The 17,499-nt window shown below is 34.4% G+C and carries 11 protein-coding genes; 9 read left to right on the top strand and 2 right to left on the bottom strand.

Annotated features, from left to right (window positions below; genetic code table 11):
• Positions 1–526: 526 nt before the first annotated feature.
• Entirely contained in the window at positions 527–2,686 is a 2,160-nt protein-coding gene (locus BUB93_RS04330) for a BglG family transcription antiterminator (protein ID WP_073269852.1), read from the top strand.
• Positions 2,670–5,063, top strand: coding sequence for a glycyl radical protein (locus tag BUB93_RS04325; RefSeq protein WP_073269851.1), 2,394 nt, complete (start codon positions 2,670–2,672; stop codon positions 5,061–5,063). The genes BUB93_RS04330 and BUB93_RS04325 overlap by 17 nt, the downstream gene beginning before the upstream one ends.
• On the opposite strand, the gene BUB93_RS04320 is transcribed toward BUB93_RS04325, so the two are convergent.
• Together BUB93_RS04320 and BUB93_RS04315 are read right to left on the bottom strand one after the other, a co-directional pair.
• Complete coding sequence (locus BUB93_RS04320; RefSeq protein ID WP_073269850.1) at positions 5,058–6,116, bottom strand: IS3 family transposase; 1,059 nt, start codon at positions 6,114–6,116, stop codon at positions 5,058–5,060. The genes BUB93_RS04325 and BUB93_RS04320 overlap by 6 nt on opposite strands.
• On the bottom strand, positions 6,113–6,610 hold the full coding sequence (locus BUB93_RS04315; RefSeq protein ID WP_073269849.1) for a transposase: 498 nt from the start codon (positions 6,608–6,610) through the stop codon (positions 6,113–6,115). The genes BUB93_RS04320 and BUB93_RS04315 overlap by 4 nt, the downstream gene beginning before the upstream one ends.
• A gap of 160 nt (positions 6,611–6,770) precedes the next feature.
• Between BUB93_RS04315 and BUB93_RS04310 the strand changes: the two genes are divergently transcribed.
• From BUB93_RS04310 to BUB93_RS04280, 7 genes are all read left to right on the top strand, one after another.
• Positions 6,771–7,052 (top strand): PTS sugar transporter subunit IIB, encoded by a 282-nt coding sequence (locus BUB93_RS04310; protein ID WP_073269848.1) that lies wholly within the window; start codon positions 6,771–6,773, stop codon positions 7,050–7,052.
• A 336-nt stretch (positions 7,053–7,388) separates the two neighbouring features.
• The gene (locus BUB93_RS04305) at positions 7,389–8,672 is read left to right on the top strand and encodes a PTS ascorbate transporter subunit IIC (protein ID WP_073269847.1); all 1,284 of its coding nucleotides are present in this window, start codon (positions 7,389–7,391) and stop codon (positions 8,670–8,672) included.
• 294 nt (positions 8,673–8,966) lie between these two features.
• On the top strand, positions 8,967–9,884 hold the full coding sequence (locus tag BUB93_RS04300; protein WP_073269846.1) for a glycyl-radical enzyme activating protein: 918 nt from the start codon (positions 8,967–8,969) through the stop codon (positions 9,882–9,884).
• 175 nt (positions 9,885–10,059) lie between these two features.
• Positions 10,060–12,423, top strand: coding sequence for a glycyl radical protein (locus BUB93_RS04295; RefSeq protein WP_159432061.1), 2,364 nt, complete (start codon positions 10,060–10,062; stop codon positions 12,421–12,423).
• Position 12,424: 1 nt separating this feature from the next.
• On the top strand, positions 12,425–13,309 hold the full coding sequence (locus BUB93_RS04290; RefSeq protein ID WP_073269845.1) for a glycyl-radical enzyme activating protein: 885 nt from the start codon (positions 12,425–12,427) through the stop codon (positions 13,307–13,309).
• A 728-nt stretch (positions 13,310–14,037) separates the two neighbouring features.
• Positions 14,038–14,799 carry a DeoR/GlpR family DNA-binding transcription regulator gene (locus tag BUB93_RS04285; RefSeq protein ID WP_073269844.1) on the top strand — a complete coding sequence of 254 codons (762 nt, stop codon included), beginning with the start codon at positions 14,038–14,040 and terminating at the stop codon, positions 14,797–14,799.
• Positions 14,800–15,039: 240 nt separating this feature from the next.
• Positions 15,040–17,391, top strand: coding sequence for a glycyl radical protein (locus BUB93_RS04280; RefSeq protein WP_073269904.1), 2,352 nt, complete (start codon positions 15,040–15,042; stop codon positions 17,389–17,391).
• The last annotated feature ends 108 nt before the right edge of the window (positions 17,392–17,499 follow it).

Genomic DNA, 17,499 nt, shown 5'->3' with positions numbered 1-17,499 from the left:
TATTATACCAAAAAAAGACCTGAAAGCATTGAAAATACTAGCTTTAAAGGTCTAAACACGTAGAAAAGCCCGAGGTTTTCCTCGGACTTTGTCGACAGTCTGTTGCGGCCTGCTGGCCGCTTGTTTTATTGTGAGTATGCGATTATTGACCACTTGCTTTTCAATTGCGATGTCAAATTTCTTTAGATGTTTCATTGAAGATTGCATATCTATCTCCGTTAGTACGTGTATTAGTCATTATTCAAAACTAGAATTATTCCATTATGACAAAATTCGAAAAACAAATAAATGCAAATTGCAACATAAGAATGAAATTATTAACACTTTTGGATGTATTGAATAACTGTTGTTCGTCAAGTATAATTAAGTAAATCAGTAATATAGAGCAATTAATTGGCGATTTAAACTAAAAACTACGATCGAGAATGAAACGTTTAAATCAAATCCGAAAAATACTTTGTTTCTAAAATAAAAATATAATATAAAATTGCAACATATAAGTTGAATGAGGATAGGAGAGGACAAATTGTATCTTAAGCTAAGAACAAAAAAAATTTTAGAGTTTTTATTTAATCAGACTGATTATATAAGTGCAAAAAAAATATCAAATAAGTTTAATGTCAGTACGCGCACTATCAGATATGATTTAGATGAAATAGAAGACCTTCTAAAATCATACAATATACTTATGTACAAAGTTCCTAAATTGGGGATATTGATTAAAAGTTCAAAAGAACAAAAATATAAAGTTTTAAATGAATTAAATTCAAAGACTCCGGAGGAGGTATTTTTAACAAATGAGCAAAAGAAGAAATATATAATTTCTAGATTATTAGCAGCTGACAAACCAATAACAATTGGTGATTTAAGTGAAGAACTTTGCTTAGGGAAATCTGTTGTCGCAAAAACACTTAAAGATGTAGAAATTTGGTTTCAAGAAAAAAACATACAACTTATAAAAAAAACCAAAAAAGGTATATTTATAAAAACTACTGAGAGTGATTGGAGGAAATCTGTAACAGAACTATTAAGCTATGAAATAGATAGTAAATATATTGTAAGATATCTTGAGAAATTATCATCAGAGATAATAGATACATCAACGAGTATGGATTACGTATCATCCCAATATTTTAATATGATTTTTAATGGTATAGATATTAGATTATTAGGTGAATTAATTACAAGGCTTGAGAAAGAAACAGATACGAAACTTGTCGATTCTTCATTCATTGCGTTAATGGTGCATATTGCCTTAGCTGTTAAAAGACTAAAATCAAAAAAAGCAATTTGTTTTGAAGCAAGAAACTTAGAAAAAATAATGAATAATCATGAGTTCAATATAATAAAATCGGTCGTAAATGAATATCAAGAAAAGTTTGACGTTGTAATTAATGATGATGAGATAGGTTATATAACATTGCATTTGCTTGGTTCCAAAACTAAAACACACAGGAAACAAGAAGACGATAATACATTGAAAGACCTTAGCCTGCGTTTAATTAATAATATTGATAAAAAAATAAGTGAGAAGATATTAATAGACGATCAATTAATTAAAGGGATAATGCTTCATCTAGAACCAGCTTTAGTCCGAATGTCCAATAAAATGTTTATTAATAACCCAATGCTAAATGAAATAAAAGTTAAATATAAAAATGTTTTCAATGTTGTAAAAATACAATGTGAAAATTTATTTAGAAATTATGGTGTAGACCAAATACCAGATGATGAAGTGGCATATATAACACTTCATATAGGAGCAAGCATTGAAAGATCTAAAAGAAAGATAAAAAATGAAATAAGGGCTTTACTAGTTTGTGGGAGTGGTTTTGGTACCGTTAAAATGCTGTCATCAAGAATGAAGTATGAATTTCCAAAATTAGAGATTGTAAAAGAAGTATCGGTTTTAGACATAACAGATGATGATTTAAATTCAGTCGATCTTATTATAGCGACAGTAGATTTTGATATTAGTTCAAATAAAAAAGTAGTTAAAGTTTCACCATTATTGACTATGGAAGATATTAAAAAAATTGAAACTTTCTTAAATGTTCAATTTATAGCAGAAAATAATAAATACAAGCCAAATATTATGGAGCTATTATCAATTATCGAAAAACATTGCGAAATACAAGATAGGGATTCACTAACAAAAGAATTAAAAATAGAATTTTTTCAATATTACGAAAAAGGAGAAGATTTGCCTATGTTATCAGATGTGCTGAAAGAAGAAAATATAAACTTATGTCATCATGCAAATAATTGGGAAGAATCTGTATATGAGGCTGGAAGGTTATTAGTAGAAGCTGATTGTGCAGAGTCTAGATATATTGATGCTATGATCGAATCGGTTAAAGAACTGGGACCTTATATTGTTATAGCGAAAGGAATTGCTATGCCACATGCTAGACCAGGTAATGGGTCTAAAAAGGTTTCAATGAGTTTGGTTAGGCTAGATAAACCTGTGGAATTTGGCAACAAAGATAATGATCCGGTTGATTTGGTTTTTGCATTAAGTGCGACTGACAATAACTCACATTTAAAAGTTATGGCGGATTTAAGTTCTATCTTAAGTAATGAAAATTACATAAGAATTCTAAGGGAAAGTAAAGATATTAGAGAAGTGCTTAATTTGATTGAGAACGTGTCTGAAGGGAGAAGTATTAATGAGTGGGATGAGTAAAAGAATTGAAAAGCTAAGAAAGACAGTGGTTGAAGCTCAACCTGAAATATGTATTGAAAGAGCCAGAATAATAACGAATGTCTATAAAGAAAATGAAGATATGCCTATTGATATAAAAAGAGCAAAAATGGTTAAAGAAGTTTTAGACAATATGTCGATTTATATTGAAGATGGTGAAATGATTGTAGGAAACCAGGCATATAAAACTAGAACTGCACCAATCTTTCCAGAATATTCATGGGATTGGATTTATAATGAAGTCGATGAGTTTGAGAAAAGAGATGGAGATAGATTCTATTTAAAAGAAGAATATAAAAATGAATTAAGGGAAATACTGCAATTTTGGAAAGGAAAAACTTTAAAAGACAGAGTCTACAAGACGCAAACTCAAGATGTTTTAAAAGACAAAAAATATATAGGTGTTTTAGGTTGGGAGGGAAATGTAACTGCAGGTGAAGGCCATATAATTGCTGATTATAAAATGATACTTGACTTAGGTTTCGGTGGCTTGAAAAATAAAGCAGAACAAGAACTAAGGAATTTAGATGAAACTAATCCAGAAGATTTAAGGAAGAGAATATTTTTACAAGCAGTTATAATTACAATTGAAGGTTGTACTAGATTTATCAATAGGTATGCAGATTTAGCTAAAGAATTAATTAGTAAGACTGATATAATTGCCAGAAAAGATGAATTAGAGAAGATTCATATGGTATGTAAAAATATTTCTATGAAACCGCCTGAAAATTATTATGAAGCTATTCAGCTGTTATACTTTGTGCATTTAATACTACAGATTGAATCTAATGGTCATTCAATGTCTTTAGGAAGGGTGGATCAATATCTATATAAATATTATAAAAATGATATTGATTCTGAAATTATAGACAAGGGATTTGCTAAAGAATTAATGCACTGTTTCTACATTAAAATCTTTTCGATAATTAAATTACGTCCTTGGACGCATACAAAATTTGTTGCAGGTTATCCAACATATCAAAATATCATTGTTGGGGGTCAGGATGTTAATGGTAATGATCAGACTAATGAATTAACTTATTTAATGCTCAAATCTTTAGGTGATATTAAGTTAAGTGAGCCAAATTTTTACGTGAGAATTCATCAAAATTCACCGGAAAAGCTTATGATGATGTGTGTTGATGTTATTAAAGAGGGATTTGGTATGCCTGCGTTAGTAAATGATGAAGTTATAATACCATCACTTATACTCAGAGGGGTTGAGAAAGAAGATGCTTATAATTATGCAACAATGGGTTGTTTGGAGGTTCAAGTTCCAGGAAAATGGGGTTATAGGGCAAATGGAAAGAGTAAGTTAAATTTATTAAAAGTATTAGAATTGGCTTTAAATAATGGTGTAGATACTAGAAGTGGAATACAACTAGAAGAAGGGCTAGGCAAGTTAGATGATTTTACATCATTTGAGATGGTAATGAAAGCTTGGGAAAAACAATTGAAATATTTTACAAAGTTACATGTTATAGCTGATAACATTAACGATTTGGCGATGGAAGAGTTAGTGCCAGATATTGTATGTTCTGCATTGGTACAAAATTGTATAGGAAGAGGGAAGACTATTAAAGAAGGTGGGGCTATTTATGATATGATAAGTGGTTGCCAAGTCGGGGTGCCAAATGTTGGGAATTCTTTATATGCAATCAAAAAATTGTGCTTTGATGAAAAAAAGATAACATTGAATGATTTAAAAAAAGCATTAGATAATGATTTTGATGGAGTGGAGGGCGAAAAAATTAGACAAATATTATTAAATCATGCAGAAAAATATGGGAATGATATTGATGAAGTTGATAATCTGACAAGAGAGGCTTATGACATTTTTATTAGAGATATTGTTAAGTATAAGAATACAAGATTTGGAAGGGGGCCAATAGGAGGAATATTTATGCCTGCAACAGTAACAATTTCTGCCAATGTACCTTGCGGAAAGGCATGTGGGGCAAGCGCTGATGGAAGAAAGGCCAACCAGCCAATGGCAGATGGTATATCACCTATGCATGGTACTGAAAAATTTGGTCCAACAGCAGTATTTAACTCAGTATCAAAATTATCTACTTTATTAACAACTGGTGGACAATTATTAAATATGAGATTTCAACCTAGTATACTAAAAAATAATTCTGATATAAATAAATTTATTTCATTAATAAAAACATTTTTTTCTAAGATGGGATGGCATGTTCAATTCAATATTATTTCGACAGATATACTTAAGAAAGCACAGGAAAATCCAGAAGAATATAGAGATTTAGTAGTTAGAGTAGCGGGATACAGTGCGTTATCGGTGTTTGTCAACATAGTTGTCGTGCAAACCTTAAAAATTTGTAATAAGTTTTTATAAGATTTGAAGATCTTTATCTTGTGACTTTTCGGGATTAAGCCAAACCTTATCCTCAATTGACCAATCCCTAATGCTACGTGACCAACGCTGTGGATTCATTGTTTTTGCTGCTTCATAAACTGCGATGCGTTGCGCAAATATCTGATCACTCAGTCCGTCATGTCGCTGGTTGGGGGTCAGAAAATTAAGACCACTGTGGTGATGCTGTGTGTTGTACCACCTTGAAAATTTCTGCACCCAACTCCTGGCATCATCAATGGTTGCAAAACCCTTATGTGGAAATCCGGGTCGATATTTGAATGTCTTGAATACGGATTCTGCATAAGCGTTGTCGTTGCTCACTCTTGGCCGACTGTTTGAAGGTACAATGCCCAGTGAATATAATGTCTCCAGAAGGGTTGCCCCTTTCATGGGACTTCCATTGTCTGAATGAAGAATCAAAGGTTGTGGATCATGGGTCCGATTCTCCGCCATTATCGCTTTTCGAACGACCTGGCTGGCGTATTCAGAACTTTCTTTCTCCCAAACTTCCCAGCCAACGACTTTACGGCTGAACAAGTCGATGATCAAATACAGGTATAAATACAATCCTTTCACATATGCCGGCAGATACGTGATATCCCACATCCATACCTGATTGGGTCCATCTGCGCAATGTGTTGATATTGCACGTTTTATCGCTTTTTTGACAGCCCCTCTGTGCTTGTTCATCTCTTTCTCTTTGAGTACTCGATACATGGTAGATTCTGATGCGATGTATTCGCCTTTATCCGCCAATGCCGGAACGATTTGGCTGGGAGGCATACTCTGAAACTCGGTAGAGTTTGCCACTTCAATGATCTTTTTTCTTTCGTGATCACTCAGCTTGTTTTTGGGCTCAGGGCGCTTTGCATGGGGTCTTTGATCTTGTGCCGGTTCTTTATCACTACGCCATCTGTGGAGTGTTCTTTGGCTGATTTCGAGGACTTCGCAAGCCTTTATTTCTCTTGCTCCGTTGCTGACCGCTTCTGCAATGAAGTTGACTGCAAGCAATCGGTCTTCCGGTGATGTCATTCTTCCTCGTTGTCCCCCCAGATGGCTTGGGCCTTTTTTCGAAGTACAATAAGTGCAGCGGTTTCAGCCAAAGCTGCTTCCTTGCGCTTTAGTTCTTTTTCAAGCTTTCGGATCTCTTTTTCTTTATCTTTATTGGCTTTACTCAGTTTTTCTGCTTCTTGGGCGACACCACCATTTGCTTGCATGCACGCATCTTTCCAGGCTTCCACTTGTTCGACATAGAGACCTTTTTTACGGCAATACTCTGATAGCTCTGCGTTGTTGAGTGATGCGGTTTCCACTACGATCATGAATTTGTCTTTCGTGCTCCATTTTTCCGTTTGGACTTCACCATCTGTAATGACAATGCCATTTTCTTTCGCTTGACGTTTCCATGCGAATAGGGTTTGCCGAGCGATACCGGTTTCTTTTTCTAGTTGGCTAACGGATTTCTTTTGCGGGGATAGCATCTGTTTGATGATACTCAGTTTGAATTCTTCAGTATACTTTGCCATGGGTTCCTCCAAAATATTTAGTCTGTTTAGTTACTATATATTTTTTTAAGGCTCATGACAACTATCCTAACACATAGGGTTATTTACAGCATTAGACCCCATACAACAGCAAGATATAATAAGCAGATCTGAATATTGTTTATAGAAAGGGGGTCTAGATATGAAAATTGCAACAGCATGTGGGTGTGGTTTAGGAACTTGTTTATTATTAAAAATGACATGTGAAAGAGCTTTAAAAGAAATGGAGATAACAAATTTTAATGTTGCACATGGAGATTTGGGGACTATGATTAACGCTGATTGTGACTTCTTTGTAATTACTTCTGACTTAGAAAAATATTTTGATGGATCAGGCAAAAAATATGTATCAGTACAAAATGTTGCAGGAACTGATGAAATGAAAGAAAAATTGCAAACTATTATTGAAGAATTAAACTTATGAAATAATGTATTAAATTTAGATAGGATTTTGATCTTACGAATATGAAGGAAGCTCTTCAATTAATTGGGATACATTAGAAGAACTTCCCGTGTTATTAAATTAATTATAACAAAAAAGTTACGAATATAGTTATTAATACAAATATTTACACATTAACTTGTTTAGAAGGTGGTGCATAAAGTACATGAAAAAATCATAACAGACAAATTATAAATAAATCAATATTTAAATAATCAAACTTTGCATTTGTTCAGATTAATATATTAACGAAATTTGTAAAATCTATTATACTATCTTGATTTAAATAAAAATTAATGAACATAGGGGGTAAGATTAATGAATATCATCTCATACATTGCGACGCAAATATTAGGAGAACCAGCAATCCTTTTAGGAGCAATTGCTCTAGTCGGATTACTAGTTCAAAAGAAAGATTTTTCAGATATAATCGGTGGAACTATGAAAACAATCATAGGTTTCATGATACTTGGATTAGGTGCTGGGCACATAGTAGGTATACTTTCACCAATTGGAGGGATGCTAGAAGCATCTCTTGGGATCACGGGTATAGTACCCAATGACGAAGCTATCGCATCAGTAGCGTTGTTAGAATATGGTGCTAGTGGTGCACTGGTTATGGTAACAGGATTTTGCGTCAATGTAATTGTTGCAAGATTAACTAAATTCAAATATATATATGTAACTGGACATCATTTATTATATATAGCACTTCTTGTAACGGTGATGTTGGAGCTTTATACACCTCTCTCTGGTATGGCCCTAGTTCTACTAGGTGGATTGATTGTCGGTATATACTGCCCGTTGATTATAGCACTAGTTCAACCATATATGGATAAAATAACAAATAATGCAGGAATTGCATATGCCCATTCTACGAACATAGGTTGTTTCATAGGTGCATTTCTTGGAAAATTTGTAGGAGATCCTGAAGACAGTACAGAAAAAATAAAATTGCCAAAATGGGCTATGTTTTTCAGAGATACTACTTTGGCAACTGGATCTACAATGGTAATTGTGTTCATAGTAGTAGCGTTCATTGCTGGTGGAGATATAGCTTCAAATTATACTGGAACACAAGATAGGATAATGTGGTCAATAATGCAAGGTCTTCAATTTGGTGCTGGTATAACGGTCTTGTTGGCAGGTGTAAGAATGATTATTGCTGAAATAGTACCAGCCTTTAAAGGAATATCTGAAAAAATTGTACCTGATGCAAAACCTGGCTTAGATTGTCCTGTAGTTATGCCATATGCTCCAAATGCGTGGTTATTAGGCTTTTTAATAAGCTTTCCATTAGGGTTAGTATTCACTTTATTGATGGCGGGACCTTTAGCATTCAAATATGTAGTTATAGCTGGAGTTGTACCACACTTCTTTGCTAGCGGCCCTGCAGCAGTATTTGGAAATGTTACTGGTGGAAAACGTGGGGCTATTTTATCAGCAATAATTTCATCAGTAATGATTAGTTTTACAATTGCATTGCTAATACCATTAACTGGGGAAGTGTTAATATCATCGGGAACATCTTGGGGTGAGATGGATTATGGTATATTAGGTTTGATTGTGGGTTATTTATCAAAAGCGATTACAGGTATGTAGTATAGATATAAAGGTGAACCTTGAAGTTCACCTTTATACTAATAATATATATATACAGTATAAATGGAATTGTTTATACTGTATACTTATTTAATTTAAAATAATAGAATCCATATAACATGAAGATGATTGTCTAGTAAAATTTCAAGTTAAAAGATTTATTTCTATACCAATAAATGAACTGCTATTCAAATACATTGTATTCTGAGTAAAGAAACTTAAATTTGGTGAAGAAAGAAGAAGTTTTAATTTTGAGAATAGAAAGTATTGTCAGTGGTTAAATTAGGAGATAAAATGGGAAAAATTGAAGGATTGGTAACCAATATCCAAAGATATAGCATACATGATGGACCTGGGATTAGAACAATAGTTTTTTTGAAAGGATGCCCATTAAAGTGTAAGTGGTGTAGTAATCCGGAATCTATAAAAAATAGAAAGGAAATATTTTGGCAAGAAGATAAGTGCATTAGTTGTTTGACTTGTTTGTCAGTATGCCCAGAGAAAGCTGTTCGAATATCAGATGAGAAAAAAATATTCATTGATCTGAATATTTGTAAATTAAATGAGTTATGTATAAAAAATTGCCCTTCTGGTGCTTTGGATATATTTGGTGATAAAATGACAGTTGATGAGGTATTAGATATAGTGAAGAAAGATTTATCCTATTATAATGTTTCAGGTGGAGGAATTACATTGTCAGGTGGAGAAGTAATGCATCAGTTTGAATTTGCGGTTGAACTACTCAAACATTGTAAAGCAGAAAAAATAAACACTGCAATTGAAACAACAGGATATTCTGATTGGAATAAAATGAAAGAAATTATAAAATATGCAGATTTGATTTTTTGTGATTTAAAATTAATAGATGAGGAGATGCATAAAGAATATACAGGAGTTTCAAATAAAATAATTTTAGAAAACATTATCAAACTTGATGAGTTAAATAAAAACTTTATTGTTAGAATGCCGCTTATTCCTGGTGTAAATGATACGAGTCAAAATGCACATAGCATGATAGATTTTTTCTCTAAATTCAAATCAGGAATCACGCTACAAATATTACCATTTCATAAATACGGACACTATAAATATAAATTGTTGAAAATAAAATTTAAAATGGAAGATACTGAAATGCCTGAGCAGACTGCTTTAGAAACTTATAAAGAATATTTTAAAGGAACGAATGTTAATGTTGAAATTGGTGGCAGATAAGCAGTGAATATCAATCTAGACAGTGAAGAATAAGAAGGAAATCAGAGAGTAGATAAAAATATCGCATATGTTGTGATAAAATCATTTATTGATATAAATGGAAGAAGCAAGGCAAGTAAAATATCATTTAATTAAAGTAATAAAGAAAATAGTAATTTATATGGAGGCACAGAATATGAATGATAGAATAGCAAAACTCAGGAACACATTCTTATCGGCTGCAAGGATGGCTGACACTGAGCGTGCAGTACTAATAACAGAGAGTTATAAAAAAAATGAAGATAAATCTGAGCCTATGAAACGAGCTCTTGCGCTTCGTCATTTGATGGACAAAATGAGCATTAATATCCATGAAAATGAACTTCTAGTAGGTTGCCATACTCAATTTGTGCGTAGCGCTCCGTTGTTTCCAGAATATTCGGGGGGATGGATATCTGCTCAAATGGATGATTTTCCAACGCGCCCAGGTGATAAATTTGATATAACCGAGGATCAAAAGGCTACGATGAGAAAATTACTTGAGTATTGGAAAGGACGTTCACTTGACGAACGTATTATGGCTTGTGTACCTGATGAATTCAAGCCGGTACTCGATAGCAAAGTCATATATAATGCTAGTTATGCTGCAAAATCTCCAGGACATTTAGTACCTAATTACGAGTATTTATTAAAAAATGGATTAGATAAAATTATTCAGAGGTGTGAAAAGAGGATGCATGCACTTGACATGTATAATGATGATTATGTAGAGAAACGCGAGTTTTATCTCTCTACTATAGAATCGATGAAAGCAGCAATTAGTTATATGAAGAGATTCTCTGAACTGGCTAAAAAAATGGCTGAGACTGAGAAAGATGCTCTTCGGAAACAAGAGTTGATAAAGATAGCAGAAAATTGCGCAAAAATACCTGCAAAACCGGCGTCTTCGTATTGGGAAGCTCTTCAGTTCATATTATTAGTTCAGCTGACAATTCAACTTGAAGGAAATGGTCTCGCTATAAGCCTTGGTAGAATGGACAAATACTTATACCCTTACTATAAAGCTGATATTGATGCGGGGGAAATAGATAAAAAGCATGCACTCGAGCTTATGGAGTGTCTATATTTAAAATTATCTGAAATAGATAAAATAGCATCCAATGAATCTGCTGCGGTTAATACGGGTCCAGCTCATGGTCAGACGATAACAATTGGCGGAACGTTAGAGGACGGAAGTGATATCACTAACGATATTTCCATACTTGTTTTGGAAGCTGACAGACGAATAGGGTTGGCACAGCCGGATATTGCTGTTAGGATACATAAAGGTACTTCGCAGAGGCTAATAGATGCGGCTACTAAGAATGTTAAGTCAGGTCTTAATAAAGTGAAAATATATAACGATGAGCTAATAGAGCGTGCGGTAAAAATGGTTGGAATCAGTCATGAGGATGCATATAATTTTAGTTTTCTAGGATGTAGCGAACCTGTAATAGACGGTAAAACTAATAGTTGGGGAAACAGTGGTCATTTAAACCTTGCAAAATGCTTTGAACTGGCGCTAAATGACGGACGATGCATGCTAACAAATCAGCAAATGGGACCTAATACTGGAGATTCATCTTCATTTTCGTGTTTTGATGATGTAAAAGAAGCTTATAGAAAGCAAGTAGATTATTTTACAGATAATCTTGTTAAATATGACAGGGTTATCGATATGTGCCATAAAAGATATCTTTCATTGCCATTTTGTTCGGTTGTTATTGATGATTGTATAGAAAAAGGTGTGGATTTTGAACGCGGAGGAGCAAAGTATAATTTCATATCACCATTAGGGGTTGGCCCAATAACTGTAGGAGACTCCTTGGTGGCGATAAAAAAACTCGTCTATGATGATAAAAAGCTGAGCATGGGTAAACTTATAAATGCATTAAAAAGTGATTTCTCTGAAGAGGAACCTTTGAGATTGATGCTGAAAAACAAAGCACCTAAATATGGCAATGATATAGATGAAGTTGATGAAATGTCTGATTTTGCGATGACAGTATTTTGTGATGCCCTTGAAGGACATAAGGATGCGCGAGGAGGTGTGTTTACTGCAGGAATCTATTACCTTACGGCAAATATTCCGAATGGTGAACGTACTGCGGCTACTCCAAATGGTAGGCATGCAGGAGAGCCTCTTAATGATGGGGGTATATCTCCCACACATGGAGATGATAAGTCTGGTGCAACAGCTGTACTGAAATCCGCTGGCAAACTCTCGAATGTACGGGCAGGGCATGGTTCGGTATTGAATCAGCTTATACATCCAACAATATTTAAAGGTGAAGACAGCGAAAAAATATTCGGCGAGTTCATGCGAAGTATAGTAGATTGTGAGGTGTGGGAAACACAGTTCAATGTAGTTACGAAAGAAGATCTTATTCGAGCACAAGAGCATCCTGATGAATATAGATCACTTGTTGTCCGTGTAGCTGGTTATAGTGCGTTTTTTACCATTCTTGGCAAAGATGTGCAAAATGATATTATAAATCGAACTAGTCTGATGGAGTATTAAAATGAAGGGTTGCGTATTTGATATTCAAAGATTTTCAATTCATGATGGTCCTGGGATAAGAACTACGGTGTTTTTAAAGGGATGTCCACTAAATTGTAGATGGTGCTGCAATCCAGAGTCGATCAATCTTTTACCGGAGCTTATGTTCAATCCTGAATTATGTATCGGTTGTGGTTTTTGTGTCGAGGTATGTGAGGTGGGAGCTTCAAGCATTAAGGGTTTTGATCGTTCGCGATGCACCGGTTGTGGTAAATGTGCGGATAGATGTTACGCGGAAGCGAAGTATGTCAAGGGGCGGTATATGGAACCTAAAGACGTTCTTGAAAAAGTCCTCAAAGACGTCTCTTTCTATAAACGCACTAATGGTGGCGTAACATTCAGTGGTGGTGAGCCGTTGCTTCAGATAGATTTTTTGGAAGAAGTACTTAATCTATGTCAAACTAAAAATCTTAGTAGCGCAATTGAAACGTGTGGTTATGTACCCTGGAAGAATTTTGAGAGAATTGCTCATCTTGTGGAAGTGTTTTTGTTTGATATTAAAAGTACAAATAACATAAAACATATTGAATATACAGGTGTGGGATGTGAACGTATAATGGAGAACTGCGAGCGTTTAACAAAGATTGCTAAACGTTTAGTAATCCGTGTTCCTGTCATACCAGGATTCAATTATAGTTTGGATGATATCACCCAAATAATCAGATTTGCCGAGAAAATTGGGGTTAGAGAAGTGAATTTCTTACCGTACCATAGGTTTGCAGAAAGTAAATATTCTTATATGGGACTTGAATATTGGAACCCGAGCGTAGAACGTCTAGACGATTCATTGCTTAAAGAGTTCATTGATAAGATTGAGACATTCATAAAAGTTAAGATTGGAGGTTGAAAACTATCTTAGTATGGTGGGAGCAACCGTTTCAGTTGCTGTAGAGATTGAAGAAGCCGTGAAATAAATTGGTGAATCATATCGAAAGGCAATAATGCGATGACAAAAGGCAAAGTACTTAAGTATGTACAGCGATAGTGTAAAGAAATATCAAGAAATGCTTTGGAGATACATGACAAACGGTAAGCGGTCAATAATCGCATGTGCACAATAAAACAAGCTGTTTATGGCAATCTAGAACTGCAAGAATAGAAGGGGACACTTTGGAGTGACCCCATTTTAGTACACAGTTTGGGTACGGTTAGTTCTATGTGTTTTTTTAGGAATTTAAATAGGTATTTTTATATGCACTTGGGGACAATCCCCCAAGTGACTTTTGTGGTCTATCATTTAAATGTAAATAAGGGACACTTTTCAACCAACCGCCAAAAATGACATGAAGGGTGTATAAAACATCCTTCATTTTCAGCCCTTTATTAAAAAAAAATAATCAAAGAATACTGGGCGCGTCAAAGATTGAAGCATGCATGAACTTGGAAGTGTCAGATACTCTGGAATATAGCTGTATATGAACATAGGTATCCATGTTCTTTTAAAAAGTGTAAGGGGTCATTTTGTATCAAGTAATTTATTGTTTTGCATTGTTGACAATTGTTTTGAATTGTAATATATTTACGTTAAATCAAAAGCGACAAGAATGAATTTAATATATCATAAAGGAGATTTATATGTTTGCAGAAGAACGATATGATAACATTATTTCATTGTTAAATGAAAATGGAACTGTGAAAGTTAAAGATCTAAGTTCTGAGCTTGGAGTTACTGAAGATTGCATCAGAAAGGATCTTACGTATTTAGAAAAAGAAGGGCTATTAAAACGTACGCATGGGGGAGCCGTGCTTCCGAGAAATAACATTCATCAGTTTACGGTGACTTCTAGAAAAAATGTGAACATTAAGGCAAAAAGAATTATTGCAACTAAAGCCATGGAACTGATAAAAAACGGTTATACTATTTTCTTGGATGTTTCAACGACCAATATTCAGCTTGCTAATCTTTTGCTTGATTGTAACAAAGAGGTTATAGTGGTTACAAATATGTTAGAGATTGTTTCTATACTTGCCAAGAGTAAAAACATAACTGTAATATCTGTTGGAGGAATGCTGAATAATCCAGGTGATGCATTTGTTGGCAGCTTGAGTAATGAGATTATTGAAAAGTTCAAGTTTGATTTGTGTTTTTTGGGCGTAGTGGGACTGGATGTCTATAAAGACAGTGCTTATAGCTATCATGTGGAAGATGGAGTAACTAAAGCTGTTGCTGCTAAGGCGAGCAAAAAAGTCTATATTGAAGCCGAAGAGAGCAAATTTCTAAGAGATGGTAATTATAAATTTATAAAATTAAGCGATATCACAGGTGTTATAGTTGACAAATTGCCGCCGGAAAAAATAATGAAGCACTTAACAAAAGTTGACGTTGAGATCCTTTAGCTAGAGAAGAATTTACTAGAATTAAGGAAAAATTTAATATTTCCTAATGTTGGAGCGTAGAAGCAGTACATCATTATACGATGTGCTGCTTCTACGTTTTTTACATATGGAATAACTAAAATAAGAGAAATATTCAGCTTGCAAAGAAATATGATGAAAGTTATAATAATCCTAAACAATACGAAACAAATAAAAACAATTCGATTCAATAATTGCTGTATCGGCAGAAAGGGCGAGGATATGGAACTTACGATGACAAATAGGATTTTAACACTCAAAGATAAGATGATGAAAGAAGAGAGGTACTTGTCAATAGAGCAGGCTTTTATTATAACTGAAACTTATCAAGAAAATGTGGGTGAGCCAGTGGAAATAAAAAGAGCGTTGTCTCTTAAAAATGCCCTTTGCAAATTAGAAATAGATGTCCATCCAGAAGAGCTAATTGTCGGAAATAGAACAAAGGGGATCAGAGGTGGCGTGGTTTTCCCTGAAAGTGGCATTGCATGGATAGATAAAGAAATAGACTCAATAAACGAAAGACCGCAGGATAAATTTAATGTAAGACATGAAGACATAAAAATATTTAGAGAAAAAGTATATCCTTACTGGGAAAAGGATTCCATGGAAGCAGTTATCAGACAGCGCTATGGAACGGAGATATCTGAAATAGAAAAAGTAGTTAAAATAAATCAAAAAGATCATGCGCAAGGTCACATTTCACCTGATGTTGCAAAATGGCTTAAGCTTGGGCCTAAAGGAATAATAAAAGATGCTAAGGAAAAGCTCGAAAAATCAGACGATAATCAAAAGTTGTTCTACCAAAGCGTAATCCTTGTTATGGAAGGCGTTCAAACTTATATGATGAGATATCATGATTTGCTGATGGAAAGATCAAAACATCAGAAGGATACAATGCTTAGAAATAGCATGGAAGGTGTTGCGAATATATGTAAAAAGCTCTCTTGCAAAGTACCAGAAACTTTTCATGAAGCTGTGCAGTCGATATGGTTTTTATTCACAGTTCTTCATATGGAGTCAAATGCTTCTTCTTTTTCGCCAGGTAGGATGGATCAGTATTTATATTCCTACTATAAAAAAGATAAAGATGAAGGAATTCTTACTGACCAAGAAGCCCTTGAAATTATAGAAGCTATATGGATTAAATATAATCAAATTGTTTATATGAGAAATGCTCATAGTGCAAAGTTTTTTGCTGGGTTTCCAATAGGATTTAACATAGCCGTTGGGGGGCAGGACATAAAAGGAAGAGACGCTACAAATGAACTTTCATATATTTTCTTAAAAGCTCAAGAACATCTGAAGCTCCCTCAGCCCAACTTATCTGTCAGATTGCATGAAAATACACCAATTGAATTTTTAAAAGAAGCGGTTAGAGTAGTAGGTAAAGGTGGGGGAATGCCTCAATTTTTCAACGATGAATCAATTATGCCTGCTCTTCGGGAGCTTGATATTGAAGAAGAGGATGTTAAAGATTACGTAATTGTAGGATGCGTTGAAATTTCTACTCAAGGCAATAACCTAGGTTGGAGCGATGCAGCTATGTTTAATCTTAATAAGGTTTTGGAACTCACAATAAACAATGGAAAGTGCCTATTGACAGGTAAACAGATGACAAAAGATTACGGTAGCCTTGAAAATTTTAAAAATTATGAAGAGTTAGAAGAAAAGTTCGGCAAAAATATTCGTGAATATATAAAACGAATGGCAATCGCTTGCGAAGTAGTTGAGAAGGCACATCAAGAACATTTACCATCTCCTTTTTTGTCAGCAGTTATTGATAGGTGTATGGAAACGGGCATAGATGTAACAAGAGGAGGGGCTAAATACAATTTGTCGGGCATTCAGATGATACAGGTGGCAAATCTAGCTGACAGCTTAGCTGCTATTAAGCACCTTGTATTTGATACCAAAAGGATTTCAAGTCATGAATTGATGGATGCTCTTCGAAATAACTTTGAAGGATATGATGTTCTCAAAGCGATTTTGTTAAACAAGTCTCCTAAATATGGAAATGATATTTCCTGGGTGGATGAATTAGGGGCAAAGTGGGCAGAGTTTTTTAAAGCCGAGCTTGAGAAATATACGAATTATCGAGGCGGAAAATATCACACAGGAATGTACACAGTATCAGCCCATGTCCCTATGGGAGAAAACCTGGGCGCATCTCCTGATGGCAGATCTTTAGGCGAACCACTTGCTGATGGTGGGATGTCCCCTGTGTATGGAAGAGATATATCAGGCCCAACTGCTGTATTAAAGTCTGTTTCTAGACTGAATAACAGTCTTACAAGCAATGGTGGACTTCTTAATATGAAGTTTTTGCCTAGTATTTTTAAAACGGAATCAGGAATAGAAAATTTCGTCTCTTTTCTTAGGGCATTTGTAAAGTTACAGATACCACATATTCAGTTTAATGTTATTAATAGAGAAGACTTGATTGCGGCTAAAAATAAACCTGAGGAACACAGAAGCCTTGTTGTGAGGGTAGCGGGATATACAGCATACTTTACTGAACTATCTGGCGAATTGCAAAATGAAATAATAGCACGTACAAGTTATGGAAAGATGTAATTTTATGTTAAACATCAACAGATTAAAGAAAAATAGACTTAAGTCTTATTATGTACAGTTGTTTTCCAACAATGCGGAAGCAACGTTGAACAGGGGCGTATTTTAATA

This window comes from Alkalibacter saccharofermentans DSM 14828, from assembly GCF_900128885.1.
GTDB classification, from domain to species: domain Bacteria; phylum Bacillota; class Clostridia; order Eubacteriales; family Alkalibacteraceae; genus Alkalibacter; species Alkalibacter saccharofermentans.
The sequence above is the reverse complement of the archived record's forward strand: the minus strand, read 5'-3'. Positions and strand labels throughout refer to the sequence as shown.